At 60.3% G+C, this 17254-nt stretch carries 16 protein-coding genes and 1 pseudogene; 6 read left to right on the forward strand and 11 right to left on the reverse strand.

Features of this window, described 5'->3' with window-relative positions; translation table 11 throughout:
* Positions 1-107 precede the first annotated feature (107 nt).
* Positions 108-932 (reverse strand): type I methionyl aminopeptidase, encoded by an 825-nt coding sequence (gene map, locus ACZ5IL_RS02215; RefSeq protein WP_464594904.1) that lies wholly within the window; start codon positions 930-932, stop codon positions 108-110.
* Between the two features lie 168 nt (positions 933-1100).
* On the opposite strand from map, the gene ACZ5IL_RS02220 reads away from it, so the two are divergent.
* Positions 1101-2894: a potassium/proton antiporter gene (locus ACZ5IL_RS02220; protein ID WP_464594906.1), complete on the forward strand. Its 1794-nt coding sequence runs from the start codon at positions 1101-1103 to the stop codon at positions 2892-2894.
* A gap of 75 nt (positions 2895-2969) precedes the next feature.
* Here the strand turns inward: ACZ5IL_RS02220 and modC are convergent, their stop codons facing one another.
* From modC to mepA, 4 genes are all read right to left on the reverse strand, one after another.
* The gene (gene modC, locus ACZ5IL_RS02225) at positions 2970-3635 is read right to left on the reverse strand and encodes a molybdenum ABC transporter ATP-binding protein (protein WP_464594907.1); all 666 of its coding nucleotides are present in this window, start codon (positions 3633-3635) and stop codon (positions 2970-2972) included.
* Between the two features lie 2 nt (positions 3636-3637).
* A complete protein-coding gene (modB, locus tag ACZ5IL_RS02230; protein WP_464594909.1) occupies positions 3638-4333 on the reverse strand; it encodes a molybdate ABC transporter permease subunit in 696 nt (231 codons plus the stop codon).
* Between the two features lie 277 nt (positions 4334-4610).
* Positions 4611-5435, reverse strand: a complete 825-nt coding sequence (gene modA, locus ACZ5IL_RS02235) for a molybdate ABC transporter substrate-binding protein (protein WP_464594911.1) — start codon at positions 5433-5435, stop codon at positions 4611-4613.
* Between the two features lie 319 nt (positions 5436-5754).
* Positions 5755-6717: a penicillin-insensitive murein endopeptidase gene (gene mepA / locus ACZ5IL_RS02240; protein WP_464594912.1), complete on the reverse strand. Its 963-nt coding sequence runs from the start codon at positions 6715-6717 to the stop codon at positions 5755-5757.
* A 125-nt stretch (positions 6718-6842) separates the two neighbouring features.
* Between mepA and ACZ5IL_RS02245 the strand changes: the two are divergent.
* Both ACZ5IL_RS02245 and ACZ5IL_RS02250 read left to right on the forward strand, forming a co-directional pair.
* Positions 6843-6923: pseudogene (locus ACZ5IL_RS02245) on the forward strand (hypothetical protein); the annotation flags it as partial.
* Positions 6924-6965: 42 nt separating this feature from the next.
* The gene (locus tag ACZ5IL_RS02250) at positions 6966-7364 is read left to right on the forward strand and encodes a hypothetical protein (RefSeq protein ID WP_464594913.1); all 399 of its coding nucleotides are present in this window, start codon (positions 6966-6968) and stop codon (positions 7362-7364) included.
* On the opposite strand, the gene lepA is transcribed toward ACZ5IL_RS02250, so the two are convergent.
* From lepA to ACZ5IL_RS02280, 6 genes are all read right to left on the reverse strand, one after another.
* Positions 7336-9168: a translation elongation factor 4 gene (lepA, locus tag ACZ5IL_RS02255; RefSeq protein WP_425907642.1), complete on the reverse strand. Its 1833-nt coding sequence runs from the start codon at positions 9166-9168 to the stop codon at positions 7336-7338. The two genes, ACZ5IL_RS02250 and lepA, sit on opposite strands and share 29 nt — an antisense overlap.
* A 250-nt stretch (positions 9169-9418) precedes the next feature.
* Positions 9419-9760 carry an HPr family phosphocarrier protein gene (locus ACZ5IL_RS02260; RefSeq protein ID WP_464594915.1) on the reverse strand — a complete coding sequence of 114 codons (342 nt, stop codon included), beginning with the start codon at positions 9758-9760 and terminating at the stop codon, positions 9419-9421.
* Positions 9757-10158, reverse strand: a complete 402-nt coding sequence (locus tag ACZ5IL_RS02265) for a PTS sugar transporter subunit IIA (protein ID WP_079445421.1) — start codon at positions 10156-10158, stop codon at positions 9757-9759. Before ACZ5IL_RS02265 ends, ACZ5IL_RS02260 begins: the two co-directional genes overlap by 4 nt.
* 129 nt (positions 10159-10287) lie before the next feature.
* Entirely contained in the window at positions 10288-10815 is a 528-nt protein-coding gene (locus ACZ5IL_RS02270) for an HPr kinase/phosphorylase (RefSeq protein ID WP_464594917.1), read from the reverse strand.
* Complete coding sequence (locus ACZ5IL_RS02275; protein ID WP_464596979.1) at positions 10812-12623, reverse strand: stimulus-sensing domain-containing protein; 1812 nt, start codon at positions 12621-12623, stop codon at positions 10812-10814. Before ACZ5IL_RS02275 ends, ACZ5IL_RS02270 begins: the two co-directional genes overlap by 4 nt.
* Before the next feature lie 176 nt (positions 12624-12799).
* Positions 12800-13501 (reverse strand): response regulator transcription factor, encoded by a 702-nt coding sequence (locus ACZ5IL_RS02280; protein ID WP_079445423.1) that lies wholly within the window; start codon positions 13499-13501, stop codon positions 12800-12802.
* A gap of 210 nt (positions 13502-13711) precedes the next feature.
* On the opposite strand from ACZ5IL_RS02280, the gene ACZ5IL_RS02285 reads away from it, so the two are divergent.
* The 3 genes from ACZ5IL_RS02285 to bla all read left to right on the forward strand — a co-directional run bounded on the left by ACZ5IL_RS02285 (position 13712) and on the right by bla (position 17240).
* Positions 13712-14449 carry a HugZ family pyridoxamine 5'-phosphate oxidase gene (locus tag ACZ5IL_RS02285; RefSeq protein WP_464594918.1) on the forward strand — a complete coding sequence of 246 codons (738 nt, stop codon included), beginning with the start codon at positions 13712-13714 and terminating at the stop codon, positions 14447-14449.
* A gap of 157 nt (positions 14450-14606) precedes the next feature.
* Positions 14607-16223 (forward strand): phosphoenolpyruvate carboxykinase, encoded by a 1617-nt coding sequence (locus ACZ5IL_RS02290; RefSeq protein ID WP_464594920.1) that lies wholly within the window; start codon positions 14607-14609, stop codon positions 16221-16223.
* Positions 16224-16343: 120 nt separating this feature from the next.
* Positions 16344-17240, forward strand: a complete 897-nt coding sequence (gene bla / locus ACZ5IL_RS02295) for a class A beta-lactamase (RefSeq protein ID WP_464594921.1) — start codon at positions 16344-16346, stop codon at positions 17238-17240.
* Positions 17241-17254 lie beyond the last annotated feature (14 nt).

Here is a 17254-nt window from a genome sequence, read left to right on the forward strand (position 1 = left end):
TTGGTTCCCGCAACCTTGCCGTGGCCGACGGTATTTGCAACCCCAATTCAGGGATGCGTGTCACGAAAGAACAGGTGGTCCAACGCGATCTTTGCTGGACCCGAGGTTCAGCTCCCGCAGGCCGGCTTGTCGAGTTTACCTGGCGACAGCGTGAAGATCTCAACTCCTGTCTGGGTCACGCCGACCGAATGCTCGAACTGCGCCGACAGCGAACGATCGCGGGTTACGGCGGTCCAGCCGTCCGACAGGATTTTCACGTGCGGTTTGCCCAGGTTAATCATCGGCTCGATGGTAAAGAACATCCCGGGCCTGAGCCGGACGCCCTCGCCGGGCCGGCCGACATGGATGATGTTCGGTTCGTCGTGGAATATGCGGCCGAGTCCGTGGCCGCAGAAATCGCGGACAACGCTCATGCCTTGGGGTTCGACGAAGCTCTGGATGGCGTGACCGATGTCGCCGGTCGTCGCGCCGGGCTTGACCGCCGCGATGCCGCGCATCATCGCTTCATAGGTAATCTCGATCAGCCGTTCGGCCTTGCGTGCAATCGGGCCAACCGAGTACATGCGACTGGAATCGCCGTACCAGCTATCAACGATAAAAGTGACGTCCACGTTGACGATATCGCCCTCTTTCAGGATGCGATCGCCGGGCATCCCGTGACAGACCACGTGATTGACCGACGTGCAAGTCGAGTAGCGATAGCCACGATACATCAGCGTTGCCGGGTAGGCGCCGTGGCTGAAGGCGAATTCACGGACAAAATCGTCAATCTGCGAGGTGAGGATGCCAGGCTTCACGAGATCGGCGAGTTCGTCGAGACAGCGCGCCGTCAGAGCACCGGCCTTGCGCATCCCGGCGAATCCGCTCGGGCCGTGCAGTTTAATCTGTCCGGTCTTTCGCAGGGGGGGTTCGGAGGCTTCGACGTAGCTCATCAGGTGGTCTGAGTCCGGATGAAAGGAGTTGTTGCCTCCTAATCTAATGGATGGCGCTGCCAGCGCAAGCTGAAGCCTCAAACGAGGCCGACCGGCAGAAATCGATTGGCGCGCCGCGGCGGCGGCGATAAGGATGAAAATGCTAGTGTTTACCGCTTCGGACGTCTGATGGCATCTCTGGATTCGGTCAGTCTGGCCATCCTGCTCGGCGCGATTCTGGTCATGGCCGGAATTCTGTCGAGCCTGTTGGCGTTGCGGTTTGGCGCCCCCTTGCTGCTCGTCTTTCTGTTCATCGGCATGTTGGCAGGTGATTCCGGGCCTGGGGGCCTGACGTTCAGCGATGTCCAAAACACCTACCTTGTCGGGTCAGCCGCACTGGCGCTGATTCTGTTCGACGGCGGTCTGAAGACGCGGTTCCAGAGCATCCGCACGGTCCTGGCGCCCTCGATGGTGCTCGCTACCCTCGGTGTGCTGCTGACCGCGCTGGTCACGGCGCCAGTCGCCAAATATGCGCTCGATCTCAACTGGACCGAGGCGCTGCTGATCGGTGCGGTCGTCGCCTCCACCGACGCGGCCGCGGTATTCTTGCTGGTCCACGCGCAAGGGCTACGGCTGCGTCCGCGCGTCGGTGCGACGCTGGAAGCGGAGTCTGGCACCAACGATCCCTTCGCGGTGTTTCTTACGTTGATGTTGGTCGAGCTGATCTCGGTCGGCGACAGCTCGGTCTGGCATGTGGTGCTTGAGTTCCTCCGGGAGTCCATGCTTGGCGGCATCGTCGGCGTGATCGGCGGGCGGCTCGTGGTGGTGGCGCTTAACCGGGTGGCGCTGCCCCAGGGGCTGCATGCGCCGTTCGTCACGACCGCAGCGCTCGTGATCTTCGGGGTGGCGCAGATATCCCATGCGTCCGGGTTTCTCGCGGTTTATCTCGCGGGAATTATCATCGGCAACCGTCCGACCCGCGCCCACAACTCCGTGGTGACGTTCCTCGACGCCGCGACCTGGCTGGCGCAGATCGTGATGTTCGTGCTGCTCGGCTTGCTGGTCTCGCCGTACCGTTTGCTGGACAGCGTCGTGCCGGCGGTGATGGTCGCGCTCGTGCTGATGCTGGTGGCGCGGCCGCTCGCGGTGTTCCTTTGCCTCGCGCCATTTCCTTTCAATTGGCGGGAAAAGCTGTTCATCGCCTGGACCGGGCTGCGGGGCGCGGTTGCAATCTTTCTTGCCTCGATTCCGATGCTGGTCGGGCTGTCGAAGGCGTATCTGTACTTCGATGTCGCATTCGTCGTGGTGATCATCTCGCTTTTGCTGCAGGGCTGGACGCTTGCTCCGGCTGCCCGGCTGCTGCATGTGGCGCTGCCGCGTGCCGACCGTGGGCCACGTCGGGTCGAACTTGATTTGCCAGGACAGCTCGAACAGCAGTTGGTCGGCTATGCCGTGCGACCAATGAGCCTGTTCCTTCGGCGCGGGCTGATTCCGTCATGGTCGAAGCCGACGCTCGTGATCCGCAATGAAAAAATTCTAACACCCGCCGAGGCCGATCCGATCACAGCGGGAGACTACCTCTATCTGCTGGCGCCGCCGGAAAAGGCCGAGGCACTCGACCGCTTTTTTGTGGACATGCAGCCGATGGCGTCACCAGACCCGCATCTGCTTGGCGATTTCCTGGTCTCGGGCGAAATCACCCTTGGCGATATCGCGCAGATCTATGGCATTTCCGTCGATCCGACCGCCGGGCAGTTGACGCTGGCGGACTACTTCGATGTTCATCTCGACCACGCACCGAAAAAGGGTGCGGTCCTGCCGCTTGACACTATCGTTCTCGTCGCACGCAATATCAGCGAAGGCCGCGTCAACGCAGTCGGACTTCGTTTACCCGAAGACGAGGAGAAGCTGCCGCCGCTGACCAGAATGGGCGCGTTCAGGCAGAAGGCGGCAAAGGCCTGGTCGTCGGTTGCAGGGACTTGACCGAAAATGCTCTCAATCAATAACTAGCGTGCATTCACATCTCAGAACCGGTAGCGCAATTTTGCGGAATACGCGCTAGGCGGGTAGGACCTCTGGGCCGCCGAAGGCGGCGACGCGTCCGCGCTTCAGAATCACGACTTGCGAAGCGAGCTGGCGCAATTCATCAGGATCGTGGGTGACGTAGACCATCGGCACGCCGGTTTCGTCGCGCAGCCGGATCAGGTAGGGCAGGATTTCCGCCTTGCGATCCTCATCCAGTGCTCCCATCGGTTCGTCCATCAACAGGAGACGGGGCCGCGTCAGCAGCGCACGGCCGAGCGCCACTCGCTGGCGCTCGCCGCCGGAGAGCTGGCCGGGCCGGCGATCCAGCAAATGACCGATATTGAGCATTTCGTTCAGCCGGGCTTCTTGCGCGCTGTCGCGGGTGAGGTGGTTCATCCGGCGCCCGTAGTCGAGGTTCCTGCGCACATCGAGATGCGGAAAAAGCCGAGCATCCTGGAAGACATAGCCGATGCGCCGGCGATGCACGGCGAGATGAAGCTGTTGGTCGGTATCGTCAAGCACGTCGCCGTCGACGGAGATCACGCCGCGATCCGGTGTCTGCAACCCCGCGATCATGTTGATCAGCGATGTCTTGCCCGAGCCTGATGCCCCGAAAAGGCCGGTGACGCGGCCTTCGCTCGCAAATGCGACATCGACCGAGAAACTGCCAAGTTGTTTCGACACCTCGACACGCAGCATGATCAGTTTCCGTGCAGCCGACGTGTCGCGCGCCGTGCGAACAGCTCAGAGGCGACCAGCGCCGCCATCGATAGGGCAATCGACACGACCACCAGCCGCAGCGCCGCCGTATCGCCATCTGGCGTCTGGATCAGCGAATAGATCGCTGCGGAAATGGTCTGGGTTTCACCGGGAATATTGGAGACGAATGTGATGGTCGCGCCGAATTCGCCGATCGCTTTCGCAAAGCCGAGCACCATGCCGGCCAGAATGCCTGGCAAAGCCAGCGGCAGCGTCACGGTGGCGAAGACCTGCCATGCCGAAGCCCCGAGCGTGCTCGCGGCCTGTTCCAGCCGCCGGTCGACGGCTTCGATCGACAGCCGGATTGGCCGCACCAGCAGCGGGAACGACATCACGCCACAGGCAAGCGCTGCGCCGGTCCAGCGAAATGCGAAAACGATCCCGAGATGATCGGCAAGCCACTCGCCGACCAGCCCGCGTCTGCCGAAGGTCAGAAGCAGCAGATAGCCGGTCACGACAGGAGGCAGCACCAGCGGCAGATGGACGGCGGCGTCGATAATCGATTTGCCCCAGAATTCGTACCGCGCCAGCGCCCATGCCAATCCGATGCCGATCGGTGTCGCGAACAGCGTCGCGACCACAGAGACCTTGAGCGAAAGCAGGATCGCTATCCATTCGGTTGGCGAAATGTCAAACATGTGGTCTCGGTATTATTGTTGTCGTGAGGAGGTCGAGATAAATTTGGCGAAGCCAAATCTGCTCTTGGCGCAAGGGCGACGCCAGGAGCGCAATCAGCAAAGTGGATTCCGGTTTTGCATACGACCGCGCTTCAAAAAATATCAGAATGCGCATGATCTTTTGGCCAAACCCACTACCCACTTTGGCGGATCATGCGCTTGCGTCGTCTGGATTGCGACGAAGCATATCCCTCCCCCGCAAGCGGGGGAGGGAAGGCGACGGCGACATTATTCAGTTTTAGGTGGTCGGGCTGACCAGGAACGAGAAGCCGTATTTCTCGAAGATCGCCTTGGCTTCCGAACTGCGCAGGAAAGCAAGATAATCCGCTGCGTCCTTATGAGCGTTGGAGGTGGCCGCGACCGGGTAGACGATCGCCGGATGCGAGGACGCCGGGAACATGCCGACGATCTTTACGCCGGGCTCGACCTTGGCGTCGGTTGAATAGACGATGCCCAGCACGGCTTCGTTTCGCGCCACCAGCGCCAGCGCTGCGCGAACGTTCTCCGCCATCGCCATTTTCGGTTCTACCGCGGCCCATGCGCCGAGTTTTTCCAGCGCCGCCTTGGCATATTTGCCGACGGGTACGGACTTGACATCGCCGGTCGTGACCTTGCCGTCGCCTGCGAGCTTGGCAAGATCAAAGCCCTGGTCGATGGTGACTTTGTCGATCTTCGAATCCTTCGGCGCGATCAGCACGATGCTGTTGCCGAGCAGGTCGACGCGCGTCGGCTCGTTGATGGACTTCTTGTCCTTCACGTAGTCCATCCACGTTGTATCGGCTGACATGAAAACATCGGCCGGCGCACCCTGTTCGATCTGCTTGGCAAGCGCCGAACTCGCCGCATAGCTCGCAACGATCTTTACGCCGGACTTTGCGGTGTAGGCGTTGTCGACCTCGTCAAGCGCGTTCTTCATCGAGGCGGCTGCGAACACGGTCAGCGTCTTGTCCTGTGCGGCGGCGGGCGCCATGGCCGAGGGTTTGGCATCCTTGGCAGTGGCCGGCACGGCGAGGAGGGCACCGACCAGCAATGCCGAGAACAATGAATGGGTGAATGTCTTCATAAGGCGCTCCAAATCGGTCCGGCGCGAGTGACCGCGCAGACGATGCAAGGGATTGACATGACGATCAGTGGAAGCGCCGTTCCATGGTTTCCAGGAGGCTTACGGCCAGCCGGAAGATCGCTTTGGCGACAGTATCAGCCGTACGACGCGTACGTAAAGAGCGGTGGCCACTGGTTTTTTTGAAAGGGGAAGTGGATGTAGGCTCTGGCTGAGCCGCTAACCTTTAGCGTTTCCAGGCGCGAGAAGGGCGAGCCAACTCTTTTCCACCAACGGCCGTGGGCGGTCATGAATTCCCCGGACACACCCTTCGTGGCGACTGCTAGTGGCTGGCATCCGGCGCAGCCAGAACCTGACGGCAGTTCGCGGGTAGTTGTGACAACGTGATCGGGGGTTTGGGTTTCGGCGGCACCTTCGGCGGTTTCGGATGCAGCACGGCGTCGCTGAACCAATAGGCCAAATCGTGCTCGCCGCATCCGTCTTTCGGCTCTGGCGGAGTTTGGGATTCGCACTGAGGGTTGCCCGGCGGACACTTGATGCGAATATGGAAGTGATAGTCGTGGCCGTACATGGGGCGAACCTTCGAGAGCCAACTGCGGTCGCCTTTGGCCTCGCGGCACAGCGCCTTCTTGATCGCGGCATTGACGAAAATGCGCTCGACCGACGGCTCCCTGGCAGCGGCACGGATGACGCTGAGGTGACTCGGCGTCCAGGCGTGGGGATCGATATCCAGGCGGTCGTGGCGCACCATCATGACCGCGGACATCTCCTCGCGCTCGTTGCGCGACAAAAGCCGGTCCGGCATTGGCGTGAGCCAGACGTCGGCATCGAGTCCGATTTGGTGGCTGGCATGACCGGAAAGCATCGGACCGCCGCGTGGTTGGGCCATGTCGCCGACCAGAAGCCCCGGCCAGCCGGCGTCTTTGCGCGCCCTCGCCGACAGTCGTTCAAGCAACGCCACCATAGCCGGATGCGCCCAGTTGCGGTTGCGCGACAGTCGCATCACCTGCCAGGTCGGCCCGGTGATCGGCAGCGCCTCGGCCCCGGCCATGCAGCCCCGCGCATAATAGCCGATGACGTATGGCGCGCCGGCAGCCGGAAGCATCTTGCGGCCGAACAGTTGCTTGGCGCCGAGCGTGGGATCGTCCGGATTGGCCAACGGCGGCAATGGCTTCGGGTTCAGCGTGCCTTTGTCTTGCGCGATCGCGGGAGGTGCCGTCGCAATGACGGCCACGACGGCAGCGGCAAACAGGCCGGGCGTGAGAATCAGGCGGCGCAAGATCATCGGGCGAAATGATAGCGGAAGAAGCGAACCGAGAAAATGGCGGATCAAGCTCCCGCTTTGATTCGTGAAGTGAGTAGATACGTAAAGCCGGCGGGACGGTCGGGCACTATTTCGCTAACGTTAAGATCGTCGACGATCATAGTCGGGGCAATGTTAGCTTTCTTAAAGCCGCTGTTCGTGCAGTCATTAAATTTCTACTCGGCTGGTATTCATTCATTGTCATCTTGGCGACACGACGAAATCAAGCAGTGCACGATCTGCTGACGCGATCGACCGTGCAAATTCGTGATCCAGCAAAGGCCTCGCCCCATCAGTACATCACCGAACGAACGAATTCTCAGGGCGCGAACATGCCGTCTCATTGGCGCCGAATGGCGGTCATTTGCGCTTATCTGCTATTAGTATTTTTTGTTCTTTTGGGCGTCTTGGTTGCCATGCTGATTATGGGTTTTATGTCGCCGAGTTGCCTAAATGGCAGTTTCTGCTCAAAAGGTGAGCAGATTCTGAACTTGATGATTTCCATCACATGGCTCGTCGTGATGGCTATGACTATAGGATGGGATGGAGAGGCAGACTCTTCGGCGCACGTAAAAAATACAACCCCAGCGACTGATTGCCTCAGCTATCGACCTTCAGCGCGGCGATGAAGGCTTCCTGCGGAATATCGACCTTGCCGAACTGCCGCATCTTCTTCTTGCCTTCCTTCTGCTTCTCGAGAAGTTTTCTCTTGCGGCTGACATCGCCGCCGTAGCACTTCGCGGTGACGTCCTTGCGCAGCGCGCGCACCGTCTCGCGCGCGATGACCTTGCCTCCGATTGCCGCCTGGATCGGAATCTGGAACATGTGCGGCGGGATCAACTCTTTCATCTTCTCGACCATGGCGCGGCCGCGGCCTTCGGCGCGGGTACGATGCACCAGCATGGACAACGCATCGACCGGCTCGGCGTTGACGAGAATCTGCATCTTCACGAGGTCGGCCGGTTTGTAATCGGTGAGATGATAATCGAACGAGGCGTAGCCCTTGGAGACGGACTTGAGCCGGTCGTAAAAGTCGAACACGACTTCGTTGAGCGGCAGATCGTATTTCACCATCGCGCGTGCGCCGACATAGGTGAGCTCTTTCTGCACGCCGCGGCGATCCTGGCAAAGCTTCAGCACGCTGCCGAGATAATCGTCGGGCGTGAGGATGGTGGCCTCGATCCACGGCTCCTCGATCTCGGCGATCTTCACCACGTCCGGCATGTCGATCGGATTGTGGATCTCGATCTCGCCGCCGTCGGTCAGTTTCATCTTGTAGATGACGCTCGGAGCGGTCGCGATCAGGTTGAGATCGAACTCCCGGGAGAGCCGTTCCTGGATGATCTCAAGATGCAACAGGCCGAGGAAGCCGCAGCGAAAGCCGAAGCCGAGCGCGGCGGAGGTTTCCATTTCAAATGAGAAGCTGGCGTCGTTGAGACGCAGCTTGCCCATCGCGGCACGCAGCGTCTCGAAATCGTCGGCGTCCACCGGGAACAGGCCGCAGAATACCACGGGAATCGCCGGCTTGAAGCCGGGCAGCATCTCCGCCACCGGTCGACGGTCGTCGGTGATGGTGTCGCCGACGCGGGTGTCTGCGACTTCCTTGATGGCGGCTGTGATAAAGCCGATCTCGCCGGGGCCGAGTTCGTCGACCTGTTGCATTTTCGGCGTGAAGAAGCCCACGCGCTCGACATCGTAAGCCGCGTTAGTGCCCATCATGCGGATGCGGCTGCCCTTCTTGAGCACGCCGTCGATGATGCGGATCAGCACGACCACGCCGAGGTAGACGTCGTACCAGCTATCGACCAGGAGCGCCTTCAGCGTGGCGTCGCGGTCGCCTTTCGGCGGTGGCAGCCGGGTGACGATGGCCTCCAGGACATCGGGCACGCCAAGGCCGGTTTTGGCCGAGATCATCACCGCGTCCGAGGCGTCGATTCCAATCACGTCCTCGATCTGTTGCTTCACCTTATCCGGCTCGGCCGCAGGCAGATCAACCTTGTTGAGGACGGGCACGATCTCGTGGTTGTTGTCGAGCGCCTGATAGACGTTGGCGAGCGTTTGCGCCTCCACGCCCTGGCTCGCATCCACCACCAGTAGCGAACCTTCACAAGCAGCGAGTGAACGCGAAACCTCGTAAGCGAAGTCGACGTGTCCGGGCGTATCCATCAGGTTGAAGACATAATCCTTGCCGTCTTTGGCGCGGTATTTCAGACGCACCGTTTGCGCCTTGATGGTGATGCCGCGCTCGCGCTCGATGTCCATCGAATCGAGCACCTGCTCCTTGCCCGCCATCTCTCGATCGGTCAGGCCGCCGGTTATTTGGATCAGGCGGTCAGCCAGCGTTGACTTGCCATGATCGATATGGGCGACGATGGAAAAGTTGCGGATGTTTGCAGTGGGGGGCGTGCCCTGCTTTTGAAGCTCGTCAGACATTACGGCAACCTCTAGAACCTTTCCGCTTCTGATGGAAACAGAAGCGGGGCTCCTTGATTGTGATTTGATGCGTTTTCGAACCGGCGCAAACTTCGTTCGAAAAACGCTGCAATTGCTGCAGGAACTGCAAACCGGCGGCACTGGTCGTCATGGGGCGCGGGATAGCACCCGCCCGAACGGCGGGCAAGCAAGCGTCAACCTCGGGAAACGCTTTCTGACGGCTGTCTTAAGGGCAAGAGTGAGAAGACGATCACTCGTCCTCGTTGAATTTATTGCCGACGAGCTCTGTGATCGCGTCGACTGCCGCTTTCGCCTCAGGACCAGTTGCCGAAACGATGATCGTCGTTCCGATTCCCGCGGACAGCATCATCAATCCCATGATCGAATTGCCTCCGACCGTCTCGCCATTGCGCGTTACGCGAACGTCGGCGTGGAAGCGTTCGACCAGGTGTACGAATTTCGCGGACGCCCTCGCATGAAGGCCGCGCTTGTTGATGATCGAAATTTCGCAGGAGACCGTTCCGGTAGGAGATGCCTCGCTCACCGTCGGTGGGGGACCCGAGGGGGCTGCGTCGTCAGGCTGCCCGGTCATTTCCCGGCGAGTACCCGGCTGGCGATCGTCACGTATTTACGTCCGGCTTCCTGCGCCGCCGCGATGGCTTCCGGCAGCGGGAGATCGTTGCGCACCTTGGCAAGCTTTACGAGCATGGGAAGGTTGATGCCTGCGAGCACCTCGACCTTGGGCCGGCTCATGCAAGAGATCGCGAGGTTTGAAGGCGTACCGCCGAACATGTCGGTGAGAATGGCAACCCCGTTGCCGCTGTCGACGCGATTGACGGCTTCGATGATATCGCCCCGGCACAGATCGGCATCGTCCTCGGCGCCGATGGTGATGGCTTCGATTTGCTTTTGCGGGCCCATTACATGCTCGAGTGCCGCCTTGAACTCATCGGCAAGGCGCCCGTGGGTCACAAGTACCAGACCAATCATTGAAAACTCCTCGCGGGTGCTTTTGGTGCACCGCACGAACAGGCCACATTGACCATCCAGAGCTCTCACGCAAGGGGGAGTGCTAGGTTTTTCCCTGAAAAGCGGGTCCGCTCTGAAAGCCGGGATGGTTTACTCCATGGCTGTAGTAGGACTTATATGGTTACCGGATTCCTCGGGACAATCGGTGGTGGAACGAGTGTCGCTGCAACCCGGAATAGTCGTCAGCGCGGCGATGGCTATCGGAAGTGGCGAAAAAGTAGCAGCAACCGGAATTCGGGCCAGATCGACCCCTAATATGGTGGTTCGCAGTGCTTTTGGCGGCGGCAAGCGCTCCGCGTCGGGCGCCTCGAGATCGATCACCAAGCCGACCTGTGCCTCCGCCACGAAAGCGCACCGGCGAATCCCGAACCCACGGATTTCTATCATTCCCTCAAGCTCAGGCGCGGGCCTGACGAGTAGCCCATCATGAAGCGGCGTCACGAAGAGGCGGTCATCGCCGACCAGCGTCGTTACGGGGAGCTGGCGGCTGCGGCCGGCGAGGATGAGGTCGAAGGCGAGACGAGACTTGCCGGCGCCGGAGGGGCCGCGGATCAGAACGGCGCGATCTCCCACCAGAACCGCGGAGCCATGGATCGTCGGTCCGGACGACGCGATCATGATGCGGGAAGCCGGACGATGAAACGCGCGCCGGCGATCCGGATGTCGCCATGGGCATCAGTCGGTCCGGGGCGGTTTTCAGCCCAGATCCGTCCGCGATGCGCTTCGATGATCTGTTTCGAAATCGAAAGGCCAAGACCGGAGTTCTGACCGAAACCCTGGTCGGGTCGGTCGGTGTAGAAGCGTTCGAACACGCGCTCCAACGCGTCGGGGCGAATGCCGGGGCCGTCGTCGTCCACGACGATCTCGATTTCGGATTTCAAGCGGCGACACACGATGCGCACACGGCCGCCGGGTTTCGAAAACGATTGAGCATTGGTCAGGAGGTTGGATATCACCTGTCCCAGTCGCAAGTCATGCCCCGGCACCGAGAAGGTGCGACTGCCCTCGAAGCGCACGTCGACACTGATGTCGCGGCCGAGCTTGGTTTCGTTCGCGACCGATATAAGCATGGTCAAAAGACGCTGGATATCGACGGGCGCCTCATCCTGCCGTTGTAGCTCGGCGTCGAGTCGGCTTGCGTCGGATATGTCGGAGATCAGTCGATCAAGCCGGCGGACATCGTGCTCGATGACTTCCAGTAGTCGGCTGCGGCTGGTGTCGGTCTTCGCGAGCGGCAGGGTCTCCACCGCGGAGCGCAGCGAGGTGAGGGGATTTTTCAGTTCATGGGAAACGTCGGCCGCGAAGGTCTCGATCGCCTCGATACGGTTGTAGAGCGCGTCGGTCATGTCGCGCAGCGCGCCGGATAGGTGACCGATTTCGTCGCGGCGGCGAGTGAAGTCGGGAATCTCGATGCGCGTCTTGATACGGCGTCGCACACGCTCCGCACTGTCTGCGAGCCGTCGTACCGGTCCGGCGATGGTGCTTGCGAGCAGCAGCGACAGCACGATCATGACGATCATGGCAACGCCGAATACTTTCAGGATTGCCAGCCGTTCCGCCATGACCATCTGGTCGATATCGTCGCCTTGAGTGGATAGCATCAGCGAGCCGAAAATGGTGGAGCGGGGGCGTTCGACCGGAACGGCGACCGAAACGATGATTTCGCCCCGATCGTTAATGCGCACCATGCTGGATTTCTCACCCTTTAACGACTGCGCAACCTCCTGATAGCCGTTGCCGTTTTCGGGACCGAGCTCACGATAGAGCGGAAGATCGCCGCGATTGAGCCAGGTGCGGATCGCGATCGTGGTGCGTTCCACGAAGCCGGGTTTGACGTCGGTCGGAGGCGGCAGTTCGAAACGTATGACATCGCCGCGACGAAAAAGGCTGCGGCTGTCGAGGATCAGCACACCGTCGCGGTCGTAGATGCGCGCGCGCGTTTTGGTCGGAGAGATCAGCCGCCGCAGCACGGGAGCGACGCGCTCGGGATTGATTGGAAAATCCAGCCCTGAAATTTCGTCCGGTGCCCCATAGCTCTCGCCGGGCTTGAGATCGAGCAGGCGATCCGTATCGATTGTAATCGTGTTGGTCTCGACCGTGGCCGAGGCGGCAATGGCGCTGGCTATGATCTCGCCCTGTACCAGCAAACTTTGCGCGCGCGCATCGATCAGGCCGGCGCGGAATTGTGAGAGATAGAGAATGCTGGCGACCAGCGCGATCAGGCCGGCGAGATTAAGCGATACGATGCGGCGGGTCAGGCTCGAAAAGCTGAGCGTGAAGAGAAACTGGCCTGCGCGCCTCAGCCAGCCAAGCGGCCGTTGCCAGGGCGGCGTCCGTTGGGCCTGATCGGCAAGACCTTCCGCCGCCAGGACTTGTGAGGTGTCCTCGGTCTCGGGATTCAAATCAGGCTGCGTTCGATCAAGCAAGGACTGAAACTGCCCGGTTGCACCAAATTCACTATTGCTGGTCATTCCCGCGTAAACGCTTCGCGTTTGTCGCTGAAGATGCGGCTAGGACGACGAACGTTTGCACTCACACCGAAAGCAAACCGGACATGCCATTGAACATCCGGTTCACGGGCCGCGCGCCCATAACGATGTTATCAGGTTTCCCTGAAGCGGTAACCCACGCCGTACAGGGTTTCGATCATTTCGAAGTCGTCGTCGACGACCTTGAACTTCTTGCGCAGTCGCTTGATGTGGCTGTCGATGGTGCGGTCATCGACGTAGACCTGATCATCGTAGGCGGCGTCCATCAGCGCGTTGCGACTTTTGACGACGCCGGGGCGTGTCGCCAGCGCTTGCAAGATAAGGAACTCCGTGACGGTCAGGGTGACGGGCTCGTTCTTCCAGGTGCAGGTGTGGCGCTCCGGGTCCATGCGCAGCAGGCCACGGTCGAGCGCCTTTGCGTCGCTCTCCTTGGGTACGGCGGCAGGATCTTTCGGGCAGGCTCGGCGCAAAACCGCTTTGACGCGCTCGACCAGCAACCGTTGCGAGAACGGCTTGCGGATGAAATCGTCGGCACCCATCTTGAGGCCGAACAGTTCATCAATCTCTTCGTCTTTGGAGGTGAGGAAAATAACGGGCAGGTCGGATTTCTGACGCAGTCGTCGCAGTGTCTCCATTCCGTCCATGCGCGGCATCTTGATGTCGAGGATCGCAAGGTCCGGCTGGCTGGTGCGGAAGCCGTCGAGTGCCGACGCTCCATCGGTATAAGTCATGATGCGATAGCCTTCGGCTTCGAGCGCAATCGACACCGATGTGAGAATGTTGCGGTCGTCATCGACCAAAGCAATTGTGGGCATATGCCTGCTTTCCGAAGCGGGTGGCGAGAGGCGAACAATTCGACCGTCTGCCATTGGTGTGACCTTAAGAACGCAGTCAACGAGCAATGCAAGCGAGGCTGAAGTGTGACCGAGGCTCTTTAAACGTGCGAAAGGCCCTGCTGTTCCCACTCTGTTCGGTTATCAGTTTAGCCCTGAAAAGGTGGTTTTTCAAATTTGAGGATATAAGCCATGCAGCCGACCGCCAATTTCACAGCCGCAAACCTGACCAGATCCCTGCTACGCCGCAGCCGGCAAGGCGCGCTGGCAACCTTAATGACCGCTAGCGGCGACCCTTATTGCTCCCTTGTGAATGTCGCAAGCCATTACGATGGTTCACCAATTCTTTTGATTTCACGCCTTGCGGTGCATACGAAAAATCTGCTCGCCGACCCCAGGGTGTCGCTGATGCTGGACGAGCGCGCAGCCGGCGACCCTCTGGAAGGCTCCCGGATCATGGTCGCGGGAACAGCCGAGGAGGCGGATGGGGAACTCAAGGCAATCCTGCGAAGACGCTATCTGAACGTTCACCCCTCGGCGGAATCTTTCGCGGATTTCAATGATTTTTCGTTCTTCCGGATTCGGCTAACCGGCATTCATTTGGTGGCGGGTTTCGGGCGGATTGTTGATCTCAGACCAGAAAAGGTTCTGACCAGCCTTGAGGGCGCGGACGCGTTGGTCGCGGCCGAACAAACTGCGATCGAACATATGAATAGCGATCATCGCGACGCCTTGAATCTTTATGCAACGCGATTGCTCGGCGCGGAGACGGCCGATTGGCGCTGCACTGGCTGCGATCCCGACGGCTTGGACATGAGTGCCGACAAGCGTGATGCGTTGCGCCTTGATTTTCCGCGGCGGATCGTCGCCCCCGATGAACTTCGCGTTATCTTGAAGGAACTGGCGGAAAAGGCCCGCGCGTCAGCATAGCCTTGATCCGAATCCCCTGGAGTAAGCCAGGATTGGCCAGATGAGTTTGGCCTTGATCGATGCCGGCTCTGGACGGCTATAATTTAGACATCGCTGCGGAAGCGCGATTGGTTATGATCGCGCCCTGCGATGCGGATTCGACGAGGAGGAATTCTCCGTGCCTGAGACAGGCGTGCGTAACGGCACCTTCGGCGCCGAAAAGTTCGGCCTAAAAAATCTCAAGGCCGTGTACTGGAATTTTGGCGCGCCGCAGCTCTACGAGCATGCTCTACGTACAGGCGAAGCGATGCTGAATGCGGATGGCGCGTTATGCGCGGAGACCGGTATCTTCACCGGCCGAAGCCCCAAGGATAAATTCGTGGTCCGCGATGCGGCCACCGATAAAAATATATGGTGGGCAGGCAACCAGTCGATGACGTCGGGGCAATTCGGCGCGTTGTATTCCGACTTTCTTGAGCACGCCGGGAACAAGACGCTGTTCGCACAGGACCTCTATGGCGGTGCCGATCCAAATTTCCGCATCAAGACCCGCGTTTTCACCGAGCTGGCCTGGCATTCGCTTTTTATTCGCACCCTATTGCGCCGGCCGGAGATATCGGAACTTACCAATTTCGTACCTGAACTGACCGTCATCGACCTGCCGAGCTTCCGCGCCGATCCCAAACGGCATGGCGTTCGCTCGGAGAACGTTGTGGCCATCGATTTCATCCGCAAGATCATTCTCATCGGCGGATCTCACTATGCCGGGGAGATGAAGAAAAGCATCTTCACCACGCTGAACTACCATCTGCCCGACAAGGGCGTGTTGCCGATGCACTGCTCGGCCAATGTCGGCCCCGGCGGTGACAGCGCGATCTTCTTCGGCCTCTCGGGAACGGGAAAGACCACGCTGTCCGCCGATCCCAAACGCACGCTGATCGGTGACGATGAGCACGGCTGGAGCAAGGACGGCATCTTCAATTTCGAGGGCGGCTGCTACGCCAAATGCATCAGGCTGTCGCAGGAGGCCGAACCCGAGATTTACGCCGCTTCGAAACGCTTCGGCGCAGTGCTTGAGAATGTTGTACACGACGAAGCCACGCGGGTACCTGATTTCAATGACGACTCGAAGACCGAGAACACCCGTTCGGCCTATCCGCTCGAATTCATTCCGAACGCGTCTTTGACAGGCTGTGCCGGCCAGCCAAAAAATCTGATCATGCTGGCCGCTGACGCCTTTGGCGTACTGCCGCCCATCGCCAGGCTGACGCCGGCGCAGGCAATGTATCATTTTCTTTCGGGTTACACCGCGAAGGTAGCGGGAACTGAGCGTGACCTCGGCAACGAGCCGCAGCCAGAATTCTCCACCTGCTTCGGCTCGCCGTTCTTGCCGCGCGATCCCAGCGTCTACGGCAACATGCTGCGCGCCTTGATCGCGAAGCACAAGGTCGATTGTTGGCTGGTGAACACCGGTTGGACCGGGGGCAAATACGGGACCGGCCGTCGCATGCCAATCAGGGTCACGCGCGCTCTGCTCGGCGCAGCGCTCGACGGCTCCTTGCGCGACGTCCAGTTTCACAATGACAGATATTTCGGGTTCGCAGTCCCAACCTCGGTACCAGGCGTCGAGCCGCATATCCTCGATCCGATCAAGACCTGGGCCGATAAGGTCGAGTTCGACAGGACCGCGCGCGCCCTGGTCGACATGTTCCGGAAGAATTTCAGTAGATTCGAGAACGACGTCGATGCCGAGGTCAAGGCCGCGGCTCCGGCGGCTAAGGAGGCGGCAGAGTAAGCCTGCACATCGATATCTTGAAGAGTGGTTCGATGCTCGCCCACCCATTCTTCGATAGTTACGCCGCGCTACGGCATATCTAACTATCTCGGCACAGCAAAATATGAGGACGATTAAAAAATGATCGGCAGACGACGATTGCTGCGTGCGACGGGTGCGGGTCTGGCGGGGCTGGTCGTCATGGGCCGGGCTGGCCGAGCCCGGGCGGTTTCGGCATTGCATGAGAAGTTTGTCGACGAATTGAAAAGGCTGGAGAATGAAAGCGGCGGCGGGCGGCTGGGTGTCACGCTGCTCGATACCAGCACCGGCCAGCGCGTCGGCCAGCGGATGGACGAGCGGTTTCCAATGTGCAGCACCTTCAAGGTGCTAGCGTCGGGCGCCGTTCTTCAAGGGGTCGATGCCGGCAAGGAAAATCTCTCGCGGCGGATTTATTTCAGTGAGACCGATCTCGCGGCCCATTCGCCGGAGACGCAGAAGCACGTCGGCCCGCACGGCATGACCGTCGCAGAACTATGCAAGGCCGCAATTACGCTCAGCGACAACACCGCGGGAAATCTGCTGCTCGCGAGCATTGGCGGCCCGCAGGGCCTGACCGCTTTTGTGCGGGGTCTGGGCGACGACATGACGCGTCTCGACCGCGCCGAGACGGCACTCAATGAAGCGCTGCCAGGCGATCCGCGCGATACCACGACACCGAACGCGATGGCCTCCGATTTGCGGGCGTTGGTGTTGGACGGCATGCTGTCGGCGGAGTCGCGCGCTCAACTCGCGGGCTGGCTCGCCGCCAATACGACTGGCGGCAAGCGCCTGCGCGCCGGATTGCCGGCCGCGTGGCGCGTCGGCGACAAAACCGGGTCCGGCGACCGGGGAACAGCGAATGATGTCGCTGTGATCTGGCCGCCGGATCGGGCGCCGTTTATTGTGACGGCCTATCTCACGGGCGCCACCGCCTCGGCGGATCGGCAAAACGCTGTCATCGCGGCCGTCGGACGCGCGGTTACGACCGCATTTGCATGATGTCCGCAAGACTG

This window comes from Nitrobacter sp. CN101, from assembly GCF_055390255.1.